Source organism: Streptomyces sp. MCA2 (genome assembly GCF_023544705.1).
Lineage (GTDB): Bacteria > Actinomycetota > Actinomycetes > Streptomycetales > Streptomycetaceae > Streptomyces > Streptomyces decoyicus.
The window spans coordinates 18,929-33,950 of the sequence record NZ_JAMJFM010000056.1; the positions used below are offsets into that span (position 1 = coordinate 18,929).

The 15,022-nt window shown below is 70.4% G+C and carries 13 protein-coding genes; 3 read left to right on the top strand and 10 right to left on the bottom strand.

The window, feature by feature from the left end; all coding sequences use genetic code 11:
• Positions 1–24: 24 nt before the first annotated feature.
• The 7 genes from M8I34_RS33765 to M8I34_RS33795 form a co-directional block, all read right to left on the bottom strand.
• Positions 25–264, bottom strand: coding sequence for a hypothetical protein (locus tag M8I34_RS33765; RefSeq protein WP_250056178.1), 240 nt, complete (start codon positions 262–264; stop codon positions 25–27).
• 61 nt (positions 265–325) lie between these two features.
• Positions 326–850 carry a Pycsar system effector family protein gene (locus tag M8I34_RS33770; RefSeq protein WP_250056187.1) on the bottom strand — a complete coding sequence of 175 codons (525 nt, stop codon included), beginning with the start codon at positions 848–850 and terminating at the stop codon, positions 326–328.
• On the bottom strand, positions 847–1,761 hold the full coding sequence (locus M8I34_RS33775; RefSeq protein WP_250056189.1) for a hypothetical protein: 915 nt from the start codon (positions 1,759–1,761) through the stop codon (positions 847–849). Before M8I34_RS33775 ends, M8I34_RS33770 begins: the two co-directional genes overlap by 4 nt.
• On the bottom strand, positions 1,758–3,836 hold the full coding sequence (locus M8I34_RS33780; protein ID WP_250056191.1) for a hypothetical protein: 2,079 nt from the start codon (positions 3,834–3,836) through the stop codon (positions 1,758–1,760). Before M8I34_RS33780 ends, M8I34_RS33775 begins: the two co-directional genes overlap by 4 nt.
• The gene (locus M8I34_RS33785; RefSeq protein ID WP_250056193.1) at positions 3,833–4,759 is read right to left on the bottom strand and encodes a hypothetical protein; all 927 of its coding nucleotides are present in this window, start codon (positions 4,757–4,759) and stop codon (positions 3,833–3,835) included. The genes M8I34_RS33780 and M8I34_RS33785 overlap by 4 nt, the downstream gene beginning before the upstream one ends.
• Before the next feature lie 198 nt (positions 4,760–4,957).
• A complete protein-coding gene (locus M8I34_RS33790) occupies positions 4,958–5,617 on the bottom strand; it encodes a Crp/Fnr family transcriptional regulator (RefSeq protein ID WP_308372736.1) in 660 nt (219 codons plus the stop codon).
• A gap of 499 nt (positions 5,618–6,116) precedes the next feature.
• The gene (locus M8I34_RS33795; RefSeq protein ID WP_250056197.1) at positions 6,117–7,562 is read right to left on the bottom strand and encodes a glyceraldehyde-3-phosphate dehydrogenase; all 1,446 of its coding nucleotides are present in this window, start codon (positions 7,560–7,562) and stop codon (positions 6,117–6,119) included.
• 670 nt (positions 7,563–8,232) lie between these two features.
• Between M8I34_RS33795 and M8I34_RS33800 the strand changes: the two genes are divergently transcribed.
• Together M8I34_RS33800 and trpC are read left to right on the top strand one after the other, a co-directional pair.
• Complete coding sequence (locus tag M8I34_RS33800) at positions 8,233–8,832, top strand: YbaK/EbsC family protein (protein ID WP_250056200.1); 600 nt, start codon at positions 8,233–8,235, stop codon at positions 8,830–8,832.
• A gap of 312 nt (positions 8,833–9,144) precedes the next feature.
• On the top strand, positions 9,145–9,936 hold the full coding sequence (trpC, locus tag M8I34_RS33805) for an indole-3-glycerol phosphate synthase TrpC (protein ID WP_250056249.1): 792 nt from the start codon (positions 9,145–9,147) through the stop codon (positions 9,934–9,936).
• A 119-nt stretch (positions 9,937–10,055) separates the two neighbouring features.
• Here the strand turns inward: trpC and trpD are convergent, their stop codons facing one another.
• Positions 10,056–11,114 carry an anthranilate phosphoribosyltransferase gene (gene trpD / locus M8I34_RS33810; RefSeq protein WP_250056202.1) on the bottom strand — a complete coding sequence of 353 codons (1,059 nt, stop codon included), beginning with the start codon at positions 11,112–11,114 and terminating at the stop codon, positions 10,056–10,058.
• Positions 11,115–11,252: 138 nt separating this feature from the next.
• On the opposite strand from trpD, the gene M8I34_RS33815 reads away from it, so the two are divergent.
• Positions 11,253–12,671: a PLP-dependent aminotransferase family protein gene (locus tag M8I34_RS33815; protein WP_250056204.1), complete on the top strand. Its 1,419-nt coding sequence runs from the start codon at positions 11,253–11,255 to the stop codon at positions 12,669–12,671.
• Between the two features lie 182 nt (positions 12,672–12,853).
• Here the strand turns inward: M8I34_RS33815 and M8I34_RS33820 are convergent, their stop codons facing one another.
• Positions 12,854–13,426, bottom strand: a complete 573-nt coding sequence (locus M8I34_RS33820; protein ID WP_250056206.1) for an aminodeoxychorismate/anthranilate synthase component II — start codon at positions 13,424–13,426, stop codon at positions 12,854–12,856.
• Entirely contained in the window at positions 13,423–14,973 is a 1,551-nt protein-coding gene (locus M8I34_RS33825) for an anthranilate synthase component I family protein (RefSeq protein ID WP_250056208.1), read from the bottom strand. The genes M8I34_RS33820 and M8I34_RS33825 overlap by 4 nt, the downstream gene beginning before the upstream one ends.
• Positions 14,974–15,022 lie beyond the last annotated feature (49 nt).

The window sequence follows — 15,022 nt, forward strand, 5'->3', positions numbered from 1 at the left end:
AAGGGCTCCTGAGCTGGGTCTTTCTCATGTGCGCTGGTGTGCGGTGTGGATGGTGCGGGCGACGTCTCGACGCTCCCTTCGGCGCAGCCAGTGGCTCCGATGATCCGCCGGGACGAAATCGCCGTCGGGCAGCTGTTCTTGCGCAGGGGCTCGCGCATGCCGCTTGAGGTACGACTTGTTGGCCAGGGCCGCGTCCGGTGAGGCGAGGGGGCCGTCTACGCAGAAGCGGAACGTGCGGGCACGCTCGGACGGCAGGTACGTCACCGCATTGCGGTCGTCTTTTCGGTAGCGGGACGCCGCTGCCGGCCGATCGCTCCGTAGTACCTCACGCCCCGGAGAGCAGTGCCGCGCTCACGGCCGTGACCGCCGGCAGCAGCATGAGAACGGCGCCGTGCACATATCTGTTCTTGGTGCGGGCGATGCGACTGGTCACGGTCAGGGCGCGGAACAGGCGGGGGTGCGGATCGGAGCTGCTCAGGAATAGTCCGGACGATAATTCCGCACGCTTCTCCGCCCTGACCACGTCCTCGTAATAGGCGAGGATGCGGGAGCTCTCCCTGAGTCTCGGTCCGCGGCGGGGGACCAGCGCTGCCAGCAGGAGCAGCAGCGCCGCGGTCGTGGTGATCACCGCCGTCCACCACAGAGGGTGGGGCCAGAAGGAGCCGGGCGGACGGCGCATCAGGAGGAGTCCGAGGAGCGATCCCCCGGCGGCGAGAAGGACGGCGGCCTTGCCGTCCGCCCGGCCGATCTCGATCTGGTTCTGGGCGATCAGCTCGCGCGACAGTGCCACCACGTTCTCTGGCTCGGCCCCCTGCGGCGGGCGGCGGGTGAAGGGCAGACGGGGGATCACGGGGTATCCCCATAAGGGCCGTTCGCGTCACCCGCCGCGTCGGCATCGGTGCGGCCGATACGGCGCAGGACCTCATCGCCCTGCGGCACCCCCACGTCGCTGAGAACGCGTGCCAGATTGACGCCGACGAAGCCACGGTCCTCCGGTGTCAGTGACTGAAGCGTCGCTGCGAGCGTGCGCTCCCAGCCGTCACGGTCGGAAAGGAGACCGCTGTGGGTCACCGTCCAGTCGAGCACCTCCCTCGCCTGTTCCGGCTGATGCAGCAGCCAGAGAGCGGCCAGGCCAACGGGACCGCCCGCGACGACCTCCCGGTAGAAGCGGTATGCCTCACGGTGGGCTTCGCCGAAGCCCGGCGGAAGGTTCGGGGCCGTGCTGGAGCCGGGAGTGGGCAGGAGTGCGGCCGGGGGGTCCAGGAACCAGTATGTGAGGCCGGCCCCGTCGATCACCCGTAGCCGGCCGGGCGGTTCGACTTCGGCCGTACCGACGTGGGGTGGGGGTTTCCGCAGCGGGTCGGCGGTGCCAGGCAAGGTGGCGTTCTCGCTGATGTGGCTGACGACCAGGTGCCGGGCCCGCTCCTCGGTGATCCGGTTCCTCGCTGCGACGACCGGATTGGTGATCTTCCAGGCGACCTCGTAACGGGCGGGGGACTTTGGTGGCCGGCGCGGGATGTCGACCGGCATCCGACGTTCCGCGAGCGAGACCCACACGATGTCGAAGAAGTCACCCTCACGCACCGCGCGCGCCGTCGGACGCGGATAGCCCCAGTAGTCGCCGCTGCGGGGCGGCACCATTCCGTCGGCCCCGTCGTCCGCGAGAAACACCAGGGCCCGGCCCTCCGGGGCGTCGAAGCGGAGACGGAACAACTGCCAGGTCGGCGAGGAGTCAAGAGGCGCGATGAGTGGATCGGTCATGAGGCGAACCCTTCTGCTGCGGAAGCCGTATGGACACGATGGCGACGCAGGACGAATCGCAGGACGCCGCGATGGCTCCGGGCGGCGCCTGAGAGCGCCGCGAGGAAGCGCGGGAAGTCGGTCCGGTGCCTCAGGTCCGGGTCACTCTCGATCAACGACAGGCCTGTCGCCGTCGCTTCGTGGGTGGCAGGGTCGTCCAGCGCCGCTACCACGAGGTCGAAGGCCCGCGCGGGGTGGTCCGCGAGCAGGTCGGCGAGCCGTACACGTCGTACGCCCGGTGCGCCGGGCAGGGGGAAGGCCGCAGAGCTCATCGAGGCGAGGACATGAACCGCGAGGGCATGACGCGGTGTGCCTGGATCGGCCCCCTGCCACTCCCGCAGCCGGTCGAAGACGAGGGCGTGGTTGGCGTCCTCGGAGAGAAGAGTGCTGAGCGCGAAGGACACCGCGCTACGCAAGTTGGGCTCCAGCGGCGGGTCCGGCTTGTCGAGTACGGTGTCCAGGAGCTTCAGGGCGCGGGCGGGCCGGGCCAGACCGTAACTGCCCGCGCAGGTTTCGGCCACGGTGCAGCGCAGGGGGACGGGAGCGGCCCGGCTCCATTGCCGTAACTGGTCTCGTACCGCGCCGGTGAGAGCGGGGTGCTGAACCATCTCCCCGAGCGCGTAGGCCACCAGGCGACGGCGCCAGCGCTTGTCCGACGCGGCGAAGAAGTGCAGTTGACGCAGTGTGCCCGGTCCGGTCGCGTGGGCCAGGACCTTCCCGATCGCCTGGCCTGCCGCCAGTTCGACGCCGGAGTGGTGGGGAACCTCGTCCAAGGTCTTCCACAGCAGACCCGCCATGCCTTCGTAGTCCAGCCACAGGCACCGCAGCAGGGCCTCCGACCGGTGCCGGCCGGAGAAGGCGACCGGCTGGACCGGGTAGCGCTGGGCTGTTCCGAAGCGGAGCGGCAGCGAGTGGGCGCCGACGGCCGTCAGCCGGTCCTCAAAGGCCGGCCCGAGAACGTCGCGCCGTGTGTGCGACCCCTCAGGGAGGGGCCCGGGCGTACCGATGTGCTCCGGCTGCCTGGCCATGCCCCCTGCCGGGTCGCCGCGTTCGTCGATGCGGGGGCGGAGCATCGCGCTGAATTCCTCGATCACCGTTCGGTCCTGTCCGGGCAGCAACGAGATCGCAGCCATCAGGGACAGGCGGTCGGCTCGGTGGCTCGAGTCCGCCAGTGCTCTGCGGGCCTCCGAGAGACCGCCGGCTTTCAACTCGACGAGTACGGACGCGGCGGGTGTCCCCGACAGGGCGAGATCACGCAGTGCCTTGGCCACCTCGACCCCGTCCCGTGGCAGGGGGCGCTCGTGCAGATAGCCGGTGAAGTCCGCGGAGACGAGGTGTCCCAGCGCGTCGGCGCCCTGCTCGGGAGTGAGTTCACCCGCCGCGGCCATGACGTTCAGATGCTTCGTGGCCACCTCGTCCGGCGATGGCGGGCGGTGCATGACCTGCCAAGACGCCGTGTCGCCCGGCAGCGCCGTGTCCGCCCGTACGGTAACGACCAGATGGGCGCCTGCTCGGCGCAGCAGCGCGGCCAGCGCAGTGAGCACGACTTCGCTGAGCGAAGCGGCGGCCCGCGGAGACAGCCCCTGGAGCAGATAGCCGCGCCCCTCCTTGGGGCGCCAGCGCGAGAGGTCGTCCGGCGAGTCCAGCCCGGTGATGCCATCGGCTCCGTACCGGTCGGCCAGCAAGGCGAACGCGGCGGTGCTCGCGCCGGTTCCGGTGTGGGCACTCAGCAGCAGGATGTGGCTGTCCAGTACCTTCCGGCACTGCGCGTAGGCCGGCGGTTCGACGAATGCGCGCAGGCGGGCGTGCACGTCGTCCGCAGGGTAGGGGCCCTCCCGCAGAAGGGGTTTGACGATGCTTTCCGCGACGTCCTCGTCGGGCGGGGCACCGATGATCACATTGACATCGCCGCCGACCCTGCCCATGAACGCCAAACCCTGTTCCAGCCGCTGCTGGTTGTCCCGGTAAGAGTTCCCCGGTTCCGGTCGGCCCTCGTCATCCGGCCCGCTCGGAGCGGTGTCCGTGCCGGCGCTCACCGGTGGTCTCCGGCTTCACCGACCCGCTTGTCGCCCGCCACGTTGTCGCCGCCGCCCCAGTGCTGATTGGTGCCGTGGTACGTGGTGGAACCCCCGGTGTACGTGATGTCCCGCCCGACGCTCCCCATCACGGCGGCCCCCTCGCTCACATGCTGCGTGTTGCCGCTGTAGTGCGTGCCGGGACGCGCCACCGGGGCCCGGTCCTGGTCCTGCTCCTGGTCCTGTTCGGCGGCTGCTCCGGCCTCCGCTGCGGATTCCTCGCGCGGTTGCACACCGGCCTGTACGAGGTTCCCCGACGGCGACGGGACGTACAGCCAAGCCCGCTGCGAGAAGGTCTTGCCCTCCACGGTGGCCGGGATCTCCACACAGCGGTCGGGGTGCAGTCCGGTGTACGCGCCGAGCACGACGTCCTCGTAGACGCGCTGGGAGATGACCGCTGCCAGGTGGGTGACCTGCTCGCTGGCCGCCGCGAGGATGGCCTTGACGGGACGGGAGTCCAGCAGCCGATGCGTGTCGTTGCGGGCGGTGCCGTTACCGTCGCCGGGATTATCCGCGTCCGGCAGCGGTCCGACGTGGACGCTGGCCCGAAGCCGGATGCGAGGGCCCACGCACTGCCTGTTGTACGCGCCGAGGATGTCGTCCAATACACCCAGGAACGGCCAGAGGACAAAAGGCAGCAGCGCCGGATCGAAGCCGAACACCACGCCGTCCCCGGTGTTGGCGGGAAACCGCTTGGAGTCGCGTAGTGCGTGGAGCCCGGCTCGCTCCAGCGCCTGGTCGACGAGTTCGGGGATCAACTGGCTCACCGGACCGTGCTGCACGGCGGGAAGGCCGGTGAAGTCCTTTGCGTCGACGGCGAACAGGGCCCGGTAGGGAGGAAGCGGCCGGCTCTCGGCGTATGGAGCGGGAACGGATGTGGACATGCGTGATCTCCTGACGGACGGTGGGACGGTGACGAAGCCGGTGGTCGGCTGCTTCGAGGTTCCGTCGGTTCCGTCCGTCGGACTGCACACCGCAGGGCACTTCGCAGGTGTTCCACGTCACAGCACGGACGGGGTCAGGCGACGTTTTCTCGCTCCCGATGCGGGTGCGTGCATTTCAATCGGGTGTGGCTGGAAGGATTACGCGGGCTTGGTCTTCGGGTCGGCCGTGGCCCAGTCGCGCAGCGCCTTCATGTCCTTGATGACGATCACCTTGCGGGCCGTTTCCACCGTGCCGGACTCGCGCAGCAGTTGCAGACCGGTGATGACCGCGTTGCGGGTCACTCCGGTCGCCTGGGCGATTTCCTCCTGGCTCAGGCCGGTCAGCCGGACAACTTCCGATTCGTTCCCGGGCGCGGTGAGTTCGGCTAGTCGCAGAAGTGCCCGCGCCAGCCGGACGACCAACGGCAGGGTCAGCAGTTCGGTGCGATGTGCGTCGGACTCCCGCAGTCGGAAAAGGGCCTGGCGCATCAAGTCCATGACGAGCCCACGCTGATCGATGAAACGGCGGAACCGTTCCGCCTCCAGTACGACAGCCGTGCAGGGGGTGAGCGCGACCACTTCCGCGGTGCGCGGGGTGCCGTTGAAAACGGACACCTCGCCGAGCAGATCACCCGGCCCCCGGAAGGCCAGCCAGGTCACGATTCCGTCCGGCTCCCGGCACACGACCTTGGCGAGACCCTCGGTGAGCGCGAGCAGGTGTGTCCCTGCGGAGCCCTGTCTCAGCATCACACTGCGTTCACGAAAGGTGCGGGACGCACCCTGTTCCCGTAACTCGCGCCATGCCTCGTCCGACAGCACTCGCCTTCTCCATCCGCCCTGTACGCCCCGTCACCCTGCCCGCGCGCAGACTCGCCCACACTCAAGACTTCTATGCCGACCAGGCCGCTTCCACTGCGAGTTGGATGGTCCGCGAGTTGGATGATCTTGTCCGAGAACGACACCCGACCACACGCCAGCTCGGAGACATGTGGTCGGGGGGAGTGTCGAATGGCGGGGCGTCTGTTGCTGAGCTTGTGGACGTGGTGTCGCGAGGGCTGACAGAAGATGATCTTCGCAGTGCGCCCAAGAGTATGAGGTGGGCGCCTGGGTCAGGGGTGGTGTCGCTACCTGAGGTCAGTCAGTCGGTGAGGGGTGAGTGAGACTCATGCCGGTTGCCGGTTGCCGGTTGCCGGTTGTCGGTGCCGCGTGGGCGGATGGTCGGCGGGGGCGGTGGGGGAGCAACCGGATCCGGTCGGATCGGTTGCTGCCCCACCGGTGTCCCGCCCGTCGGGGCACCGGGTCGGAGAGTCCGGCGGGATCAGACCGCCGGGGCCGGGTAGGTCGGGTACTCCACACCGGAGACGTACTGGACGACGCGGATGACCTGGCAGGAGTAGCCGAACTCGTTGTCGTACCAGAGGTAGAGGATCGCGTTGTCGCCGTCGACCTTGGTGGCGCCGGCGTCGACGATCGAGGCGTGGCGCGAGCCGATGAAGTCGTTGGAGACCGCGTCGGGGGCGCTGGTGAAGTCGATCTGGCGCTTGAGCGGCGAGGTCAGCGACACATTGCGGAGGTAGTCGAGGACCTCCTCGCGGGTGGTCGCGCGCCCGAGGCGCAGGCTGAGGATCGCGATGGAGACGTCCGGCACCGGAACGCGGATCGAGCTGCCGGTGATGGGTGCATCGAGGTCGGGCAGTGCCTTGGCGACGGCCGAGGCGGCACCGGTCTCGGTGATGACCATGTTGAGCGGCGCAGAACGGCCGCGACGGTCGGCCTTGTGGTAGTTGTCCAGCAGGTTCTGGTCGTTGGTGAACGAGTGGACGGTCTCCACGTGGCCGCGCAGCACGCCGTACTCGTCCGCCATCGCCTTCAGCGGCGGGACGATCGCGTTGGTGGTGCAGGACGCGCAGGAGAGGATCTGCTCGTCCGGCTTGATCGTCTCGTGATTGACGCCATGGACGACATTGGGGACGTCGCCCTTGCCCGGCGCGGTCAGGACGACCTTGTCGATGCCGGGGCGGAGGTGCTTCGACAGGCCCTCGCGGTCGCGCCACTTGCCGGTGTTGTCGACGAGGATCGCGGCCTTGATGCCGTACGCCGTGTAGTCGACCTCGGACGGGTCGTTGGCGTAGATCACCTTGATCTCGTTGCCGTTGGCGATGATCGTGCTGTTCGCCTCGTCGACGGTGATCGTGCCCTGGAACTGCCCATGGATGGAGTCGCGGCGCAGCAGCGAGGCGCGCTTGACGATGTCCTGCTCGCCGCCCTGGCGGACGACGATGGCGCGCAGCCGCAGACCGTTGCCGGAACCGGCCTTCTCGATGAGCAGGCGGGCGACGAGGCGGCCGATCCGGCCGAACCCGTAGAGGACGACATCGCGCGGCTCGCGGCGCTCGATCTTGTCGGCACCGGTGGCGCCGGCGACGGCCTCGGCGGTGAACTCCTCCACCGACAGACCGCGGTCTTCGGTCCGGTACGTCTCGGCCAGCAGGGCGATGTCGATCTGGGAAGGGCCGAGATCGAGCGTGGTGAGAGCCTGCAAGAACGGCAGCGTCTCGGTGACCGAGAGTTCCTCACCGGCGATCTGCCGGGCGAACCGGTGCGTCTTGAGGATGCTGACCACCGACTTGTTCACCAAGGAGCGGCTGTGCAGCAGGACCGTGATGTCCCGCTCGCGGTGCAGCTTCCCGATGATCGGGATCATCGACTCCGCGATCTCCTCGCGGTTTTTCCAGTTGGTGAACGAGTCGTCATTGACAGTCACAGGCTTATCTTTCGAGCTAGGCGGTGCTCATATGCTAGCTCGCCGCTGCTTTGATCATTCAATCGGTGTCGCCTGAGTGGGGTGCCGTGGCCGGGCTTGTGGTCGCGGCGGCACGGTGAAGGCGGGTGCCGGGTGGCATGGTGATGTCGCCTTTGTGGTGCATTGGGGGCGTTCTTGCTGGCGGCGGGTCGCGTGTCGGGAGCGCTGTGTCAACGCCGTGACGGTGACTGTGACCGCTACCGCCATCGCGACTGTGACCGTCACCACCTACGTCGAGCCCTCACCGCCGCCGTCGATACCTCACCACCGCCGTGATCGTCACCAGCGAGACCGGGCACCCGTCGCCGTTCTCACCTGATGGGACACCGGGCCGCTTCTCTAAGGGCTCGATAATCCAGCGATAAACGGACCTCCTAGCGTCGTGTCCGCCAAGCGTGAAACCACCGACGCTTTCACGCCGCGCCTGACGTCCGGCCGGGAACTCCGAGTCGGACCGTGTCAGGACCGCGTCAGGGCTGCGGAAGGCCAACGGGCGCACGGCCCAGGTTCACAGCCATTGCCAGTGCCATTGCCGGTTCCGGGCCAGGTGCAGATGCAGGTCCATTTCCCAGTGCAGGTGCAGGCGCCCGTGCCGGTGCCTGTGCCGGACGCATTCAGAAGGAGAACGGAAATGCCGAACTCAGGCGTAGCCGCAGACGCGGCCGAAGGCGTGGCCGATCGCTGGGTGCAGACGGCTGAGACGGCCACGGCCGCCGCCACGGCCCCGGGCGCGGGGGAGGTGCCGGAGGGCGGGAATGTCGCGTCGGTGCGGCTGCTGCGGCTGCTGGAGGAGGGCGGAGCTCGCTTCGGCCTGCTGGAGCATCCGCCCGAGGGGCAGACCGTGCGGGCCAGTGCGCTGCGTGGGCATTCGCTCGCGGCAGCGGCCAAGTGCATGATCGTCACCGTGTCCGGCGGGGTGAGCGGTGAACGGCATGTGCTCGCGGTGGTTCCTGGGGACCGGCGGGTGGACCTGGACGGGGTTGCCCGGGAGTGCGGCGGGCGGCGGGCCCGGCTGGCGGACCGGGGGCTGGCCGAGCGGCTGTCGGGCTGTGTGAGCGGGAGCATCATCCCGTTCTCGTTCCACGATGATCTGTCGGTGCTGGCCGATCCCGGGCTGTTCGACCAGCCCACGCTGTACTTCAACGCCGCACGACTGGATCTGTCCGTCGCCCTGGCCGCCGCCGACTACCGCGCACTGGCGAACCCCCTGGTGGTGCGCATCGCCTCCTGAAGCCCCTGCCAACCGCCAACGATCAACGATCGACGGTCAACCGTCGATCGCCCACCGCCCACCGCCAACCGCCAACCGTCGATCGTCAACTGCGTGCGTGCGGCAGTAGCAAGGGTGGCGTGGGTGGGGCCGGCCCCCGTCGTTCAGCACGCCCACTGCCCCGCACTCTGGGGCAACGGCCGAGTAAGTGAAGGTGACGGCACTTCCGTTACCCATCGAACCGGAAGCGCCCGCGCCGTGGACCATCCCCCCTGCGGCGCGCGGCGTTTCCCTCTGTTTGCACACCGGAAGGAACTGAGGTCCATGACCGTCATGACCGTGCTGGACGAGATTGTCGGCGGCGTACGCGAAGATCTGGCGGCGCGGCAACGGCTGCTTCCAGAAGGGGAGTTGCGCGACCGTGTGGCGGAGGTGCCACCCGCGCTGGACGCCGCCGCGGTGCTGCGCTCGGCCGAGGGGGTGCAGGTCATCGCCGAGGTGAAGCGGGCCAGCCCGTCCAAGGGGCCGCTGGCCGACATCGTCGACCCGGCGGAGCTGGCCCGGGTCTACGAGGGGTCCGGTGCCGCTGTCGTCAGTGTGCTCACCGAGCAGCGGCGGTTCCACGGTTCGCTCGCCGACCTCGATGCCGTGCGCGCCGCGGTCCGGATCCCCGTGCTGCGCAAGGACTTTGTCGTGACGCCGTATCAGCTGTGGGAGGCGCGGGCGCACGGCGCGGACCTGGCGCTGCTGATCGTGGCGGCGCTGGAGCAGCACGAGCTCTCCGAGCTGACGCAGCTGGCGGGGGAGTTGGGGCTCACCGTGCTGACGGAGGTCCATGACGAGCAGGAGATCGAGCGCGCGCTCGCCGTGAACGCCTCCGTGATCGGCATCAACGCCCGCAACCTGAAGACTCTGGAGGTCGACCGCGGCGCCTTCGCACGGCTCGCGCCCCTCGTCCCGGAGGGCGTGGTGCGTATTGCGGAGTCCGGCATCCGGGGGCCGGAGGATGTGTCCGCGCTGGGCGCCCAGGGTGCGGATGCCGTGCTGGTGGGCGAGGCTCTCGTCACGGGGCGGCGCGGTCCCGGTCCGATGCTGACCGCCCTGCGGGAAGCGGGGCGGCGCTGAGCCGGCCGCATGGCGCGGCGTCCCGCGCGGCACCCCGGCGGGCTCCGGCGGCACCCCGGCGGGCCCCAGCGGCACCCCGGCGGGCCCCGGCAGGGCCCGGCCGTGGCGCGCCGGCCGGCTCAGCCCGCCGAGGCGAGCTTGGTGGAGACGGCCGCCCAGCGCTCCAGGACCGCCGCGGCCGCCCCGGTGTCGATCGCCCGCGCGCCGCGCTCCATGCCGGCCGCGAGGCGCTCGGTGACCGGCCGGTCACAGGGGTCGAGCGCCGCGAGTCCGGCGGCGGTCGACAGCAGCACGGCATCGCGCACCGGTCCGCGCTCGCCGCGCAGGAGCGCGCGGGCCACCTCCGCGTTGTGCGCGGCGTCGCCACCGCGCAGTGCCTGGGGCGGGGCGTACGGGACACCGATGTCGCGCGGGTCGAACACCTCCTTGCGTACCCGTCCTTCGAGGACCGACCAGACCGTGGAGGTGGTGGTGACCGTCAGTTCGTCGAGCCCGTCGTCGCCGCGGAAGACCAGTGCGCCGACCCCGCGCCGGGCCAGCACACCGGCGATCAGCGGCGCCATCCCGGCGTCCGCCACACCGACGGCCTGTGCGGTCGGACGGGCCGGATTGGTCAGCGGGCCGAGCACGTTGAAGACCGTCGGGATGCCCAGTTCCTTCCGGGGCGTGACGGCATGACGTACGGACGGGTGGAACAGCGGGGCGAAACAGAAGGTGATGCCGACCTCCGGGACCAGCCCGGCGACATCGGCGACCGGCAGATTCAGGGCCACACCGAGCTGTTCGAGCACATCGGCCGAGCCGGACGCGGAGGACGCGGAGCGGTTGCCGTGCTTGACGACCCGGGCCCCGGCCCCCGCCGCGACGATCGCGGACATCGTGGAGATGTTGACGCTGTGGGACCGGTCGCCGCCGGTGCCGACGATGTCGAGTGCCGGGCCCGGGATGTCGAGCGCCACGGCGTGCTCGTACATGCTCCGGACGAGCCCTTCGACCTCCGCCACGGTCTCGCCCTTGGCGCGCAGGGCCACCAGCAGACCGGCCAGTTGTGCCGGTGTCGCGGAGCCCCGCATCACCTGGTCCATGGCCCAGGCCGTGTCGTCCGCCGGGAGATCATTTCCCGCCAGCAGCGCCGTGAGAATAACCGGCCATGACTTTTCCCGATGTGTCACGGTCACGCGTCATCCCCTTTTCTCGGCGCCTGTTCGGCAGCTGCGGCAGGCTCGGCTCGGGGTAATTCTGCGATCCGGCGCGGAGCGTCGGCCAGACCAATTGTCTCCAGTGACTCCAGTCCACTTTCCCGGAGAGGGAAAAGCATGACCTGGCACGCGTTGATCGATGTGTCGAGAGAATCCGAAGAACCGCTGACCGCCCAGATCGAGGGCAGGATCAGAGGTGAGATTTCCGCGGGGGTGCTGCATCCGGGCACCCGGCTGCCGTCCAGCCGGCAACTCGCCGAGGACGTGGGGGTCTCCCGGAGTGTGGTGGTGGAGGCCTACGGCAGGCTGATCGCCGAGGGGTATCTGGAGGCCCTCCAGGGCTCCGGCACCCGCGTGGCCGAGCATCTGACCGCTGCCGCCCTGCCGACCCTGCTCGACGACGGCGTGGCGCCTCCGGTGCGCTGGGACCTGCGCACCGGTACGCCGCAGGTCGCCGGTTTCCCGCACCGCGAGTGGCTCGCCTCCTACCAGCGCGCCCTTCAGTCGATCGACCCGGGCGACCTCGACTACCCGCCGGTGTCCGGGGCCGAGGGGCTGCGCGAGGAGCTGGCGCGGTACCTCGGCCGGGCGCGCGGTGTGCTGACCACCCCCGGGCAGGTCATGGTGGTGTCCGGGTTCGCGCAGGCGCTCGGGCTGCTGTGCACCGTGCTGTCCGGCTCCGGCATCGACCGGATCGCGATGGAGGACCCCTGCCACCACCGTCAGCGGCAGTTCATCCGGGAAGTGGGCCTGCGGCCGGTGCCGGTCCCCGTGGACGACGAGGGCATCGACGTCGAGGCGCTCGCCGCGACCGGCGTACGGGCCGTACTCGTCACCCCCGCCCACCAGTTCCCCACCGGCGTGACCCTGTCACCGGCACGCCGGGAGGCCCTGGTCCGCTGGGCACGCGACACCGGTGCCTGGGTGATCGAGGACGACTACGACGGTGACCTGTGGCTGGAGCGGGGTGCGCGCCCCCTGGCCCTTCAGCGCCTGGCCCCCGAACGCGTCGTCTACGGGGGTACGGCGAGCAAGTCGCTCGCCCCGGGCCTGCGTTTCGGCTGGCTGGCGGTGCCGGCCCGGCTGCTCGCCGCATTGGAGCGCACCCGCTCCCGTCGCGACCTGGGCTCCGACGTCCTCACCCAGCTCGCGTTCGCCGAACTCCTGCGGTCCGGATACTTCGACCGCCATCTGCGCTTCCGGCGGGCCCACTACCGCATGCGACGCGAGTGCCTGGAGCAGTCCGTACGCCGGTTCCTGCCCGGTGCGCGCCTCATCGGCTCGGCGGCGGGGCTGCACGCCTATGTGCGGCTGCCGCACCGGGTCGACGAGACCGCGCTGGTCGGGCGGGCGCTGGAGCGTTCGGTGCTGGTGCCCGGTGGGCGGCGCTATCACGCCCGCCCCGAACGGGCCGCTCCCGCCCTGGTGGTGGGCTATACGGCGGTGCCGCGCACCGGGATCGCGGAGGCGGTCAGGGAGCTGGGCGCCGCCTACGCGGGGCTGCCCGCGGCCGGCCGTGCCGAGCGGTGCGCCTGAAGCCCTCCGTCCGAGGCGCTCCGGGGAGTACGTCATGCGCGGGGCCCGTCCTGGCGCGCGGCGCCCGCCTGACGGCCGCGGTCCGTACGCCGGAGCGGCCCCGGCCTCACCGCACCGCGCCGGCCTCACCGCACCGCGCCGGCCTCACCGCACCGCGCCGGCCTCACCGCACCGCGCCCGCGTCACCGCACCGCGCCCGCCAGGAAGTTCTCGAAGAGCTGGAGGCCGCCCTCGGTCATGATGCTCTCGGGGTGGAACTGCACGCCCTCCACGGGCAGCGTGCGGTGCCGCACCCCCATCACGTAGCCGTCGTCCTCGGCCGTCGCCGTCTCCTCCAGTTCGTCCGGCAGCGCCCGGGAGACGATCAGTGAGTGGTAGCGCGTGGCCACCGTGCTGTTCCCCAGCCCCTGGAAGAGTCCCTGGCCGTCGTGCCGTACCGGGCTGGTCCGTCCGTGCATCAAGTGGTCGGCGACCGCCACCCGGCCGCCGAACGCCAGGGCGATCGCCTGGTGGCCCAGGCACACCCCCAGCAGCGGCACCTGCCCGGCGAACCGGCGTACCAGCTCGACGTGTCCGGAGGCGGCGGGATGCCCCGGGCCCGGCCCCAGCACCACCGCGTCGGGCCGCCCTGCCGCCAGCTCCTCCGGTGTGCGGGTGCGGGAGCGCACGACCTCGGTGGTGACGCCGAGAGTGCGCAGGTACTGGTCGATGATGTGCACAAAACTGTCGTACGCGTCCACGAGCAGAATCTTCATGACAGCAGTTCCTCACCGGTCAGCGCCCAGTAGGCGGCGCCCATCTTCGCCAGGGTCTCGTCCCACTCGGCCTCGGGCACCGACTCCGCGACGATGCCCGCCGAACTCTGTGTGGAGTAGGTCCGGCCGTCGTGCACGATGGTGCGGATGCACAGCGCGAGGCTGCTCCAGCCGCGTACGTCGATCAGGCCGACCGCCCCCGCGTAGCTCCCGCGCGGCTCGTGCTCGATCCCGTCGATGATCTCCATGGCGCGCAGCTTGGGCGCACCGGTCATGGTGCCCGCGGGGAAGGTGGCGCACAGCGACTGCCACACGTCGGCGCCCGGCTCCAGCCGTCCGGTGACCGTCGAGACGATGTGGAAGACATGGGAGTACGCCTCCACCGTCATCAGGTCCGCCACCGACAGGGACCGCGGCCGGCAGACCCGCCCGATGTCGTTGCGGCACAGGTCGACCAGCATCACGTGTTCGGCCTGCTCCTTGGTGCTCGCCAGCATCTCCTTGACCCGGCGCTCGTTCTCCTCCGCGGTGTCCGCCTGCCGGGTGGTGCCGGCGATCGGCCGCATGACGATCTCGTCGCCCTCGGTGCGGAAGAACAGTTCGGGGCTGGCGCCGATGAGGGTCTCGCCCGTGCGCGGCACCAGATACATGTACGGCGACGGGTTACGGGACCGCAGCCGCCGGTAGACCTCGACGGGGGTCAACTCCGTGTCGACGTCGATGCGGTGGCCGATCTGGATCTGGTAGATGTCCCCGACCCGGATGTGCTCCAGGCAGCGGCCGGCCCACTCCAGGAAGGTGTCACGGGCGACGGTGTCCCGTACCGACCGGGGCGCGGGCGCCTCGGGACACGGTCGGCCGTCGTCCGCGACGGTACGGGCGGCGGCCGCTTCCACCAGGGCACCGAGGTCCGGGACACGGGCGGCGGGGAACGCGTCCGCGCGGGCGGTCAGATGCCGGGCATGCACCGCCCCCGGGTCGTACCAGACGGTGTCGCGGAACAGCGTGAACGTCATGTCGGGGCCCCGGGCGGGGGTCTTCCGGTCCGGCAGCTCGTCCATGTGCCAGGCCGCCTCGTAGCCCAGGCCGGCCAGGAAGCCGAAGGCGTAGGTGTCCTGCGGCAGGCCGCCCGCCACGTCGAAGAGCCGCTGGGACCGCCTCATCAGGTCCCAGACCTGCCCGGAATCCACGAACCGGCGGCGCGCCGGCGAGCCCTCCGGGGCGTCCGGGTCCTCGGTCATCCCCGCCTCGCCGGCCGCCGCCAGCAGGGCGGCGCACAGCGCCGGCGCGCCGCTGACCTCGATGTGGCCGGCGAACACGCACACTTCGGCGAGCCGTCCGTAGCCGACCACCGCCGGGCCGCGGTCCCGCTGGGGACCCGCCAGGCTCTCGAAGAGGAACACCTCCTGCTGCCCGAGTTCCCCGAGCAGGCCGGTGTAGAGCTGGAGCGGATCGTGCCACGGCAGCTCCGATTCGGTGACCCGCACGCGCAGCGGCGCGCCCGTCCGCGCCTCCGTACCGGCATTGCCTCGCGTCGTTGGTGGCATCTGCATTCCTTCTCCGTGCGGTCTGGGCTCGCGCGTTGTCCGCCCGGTT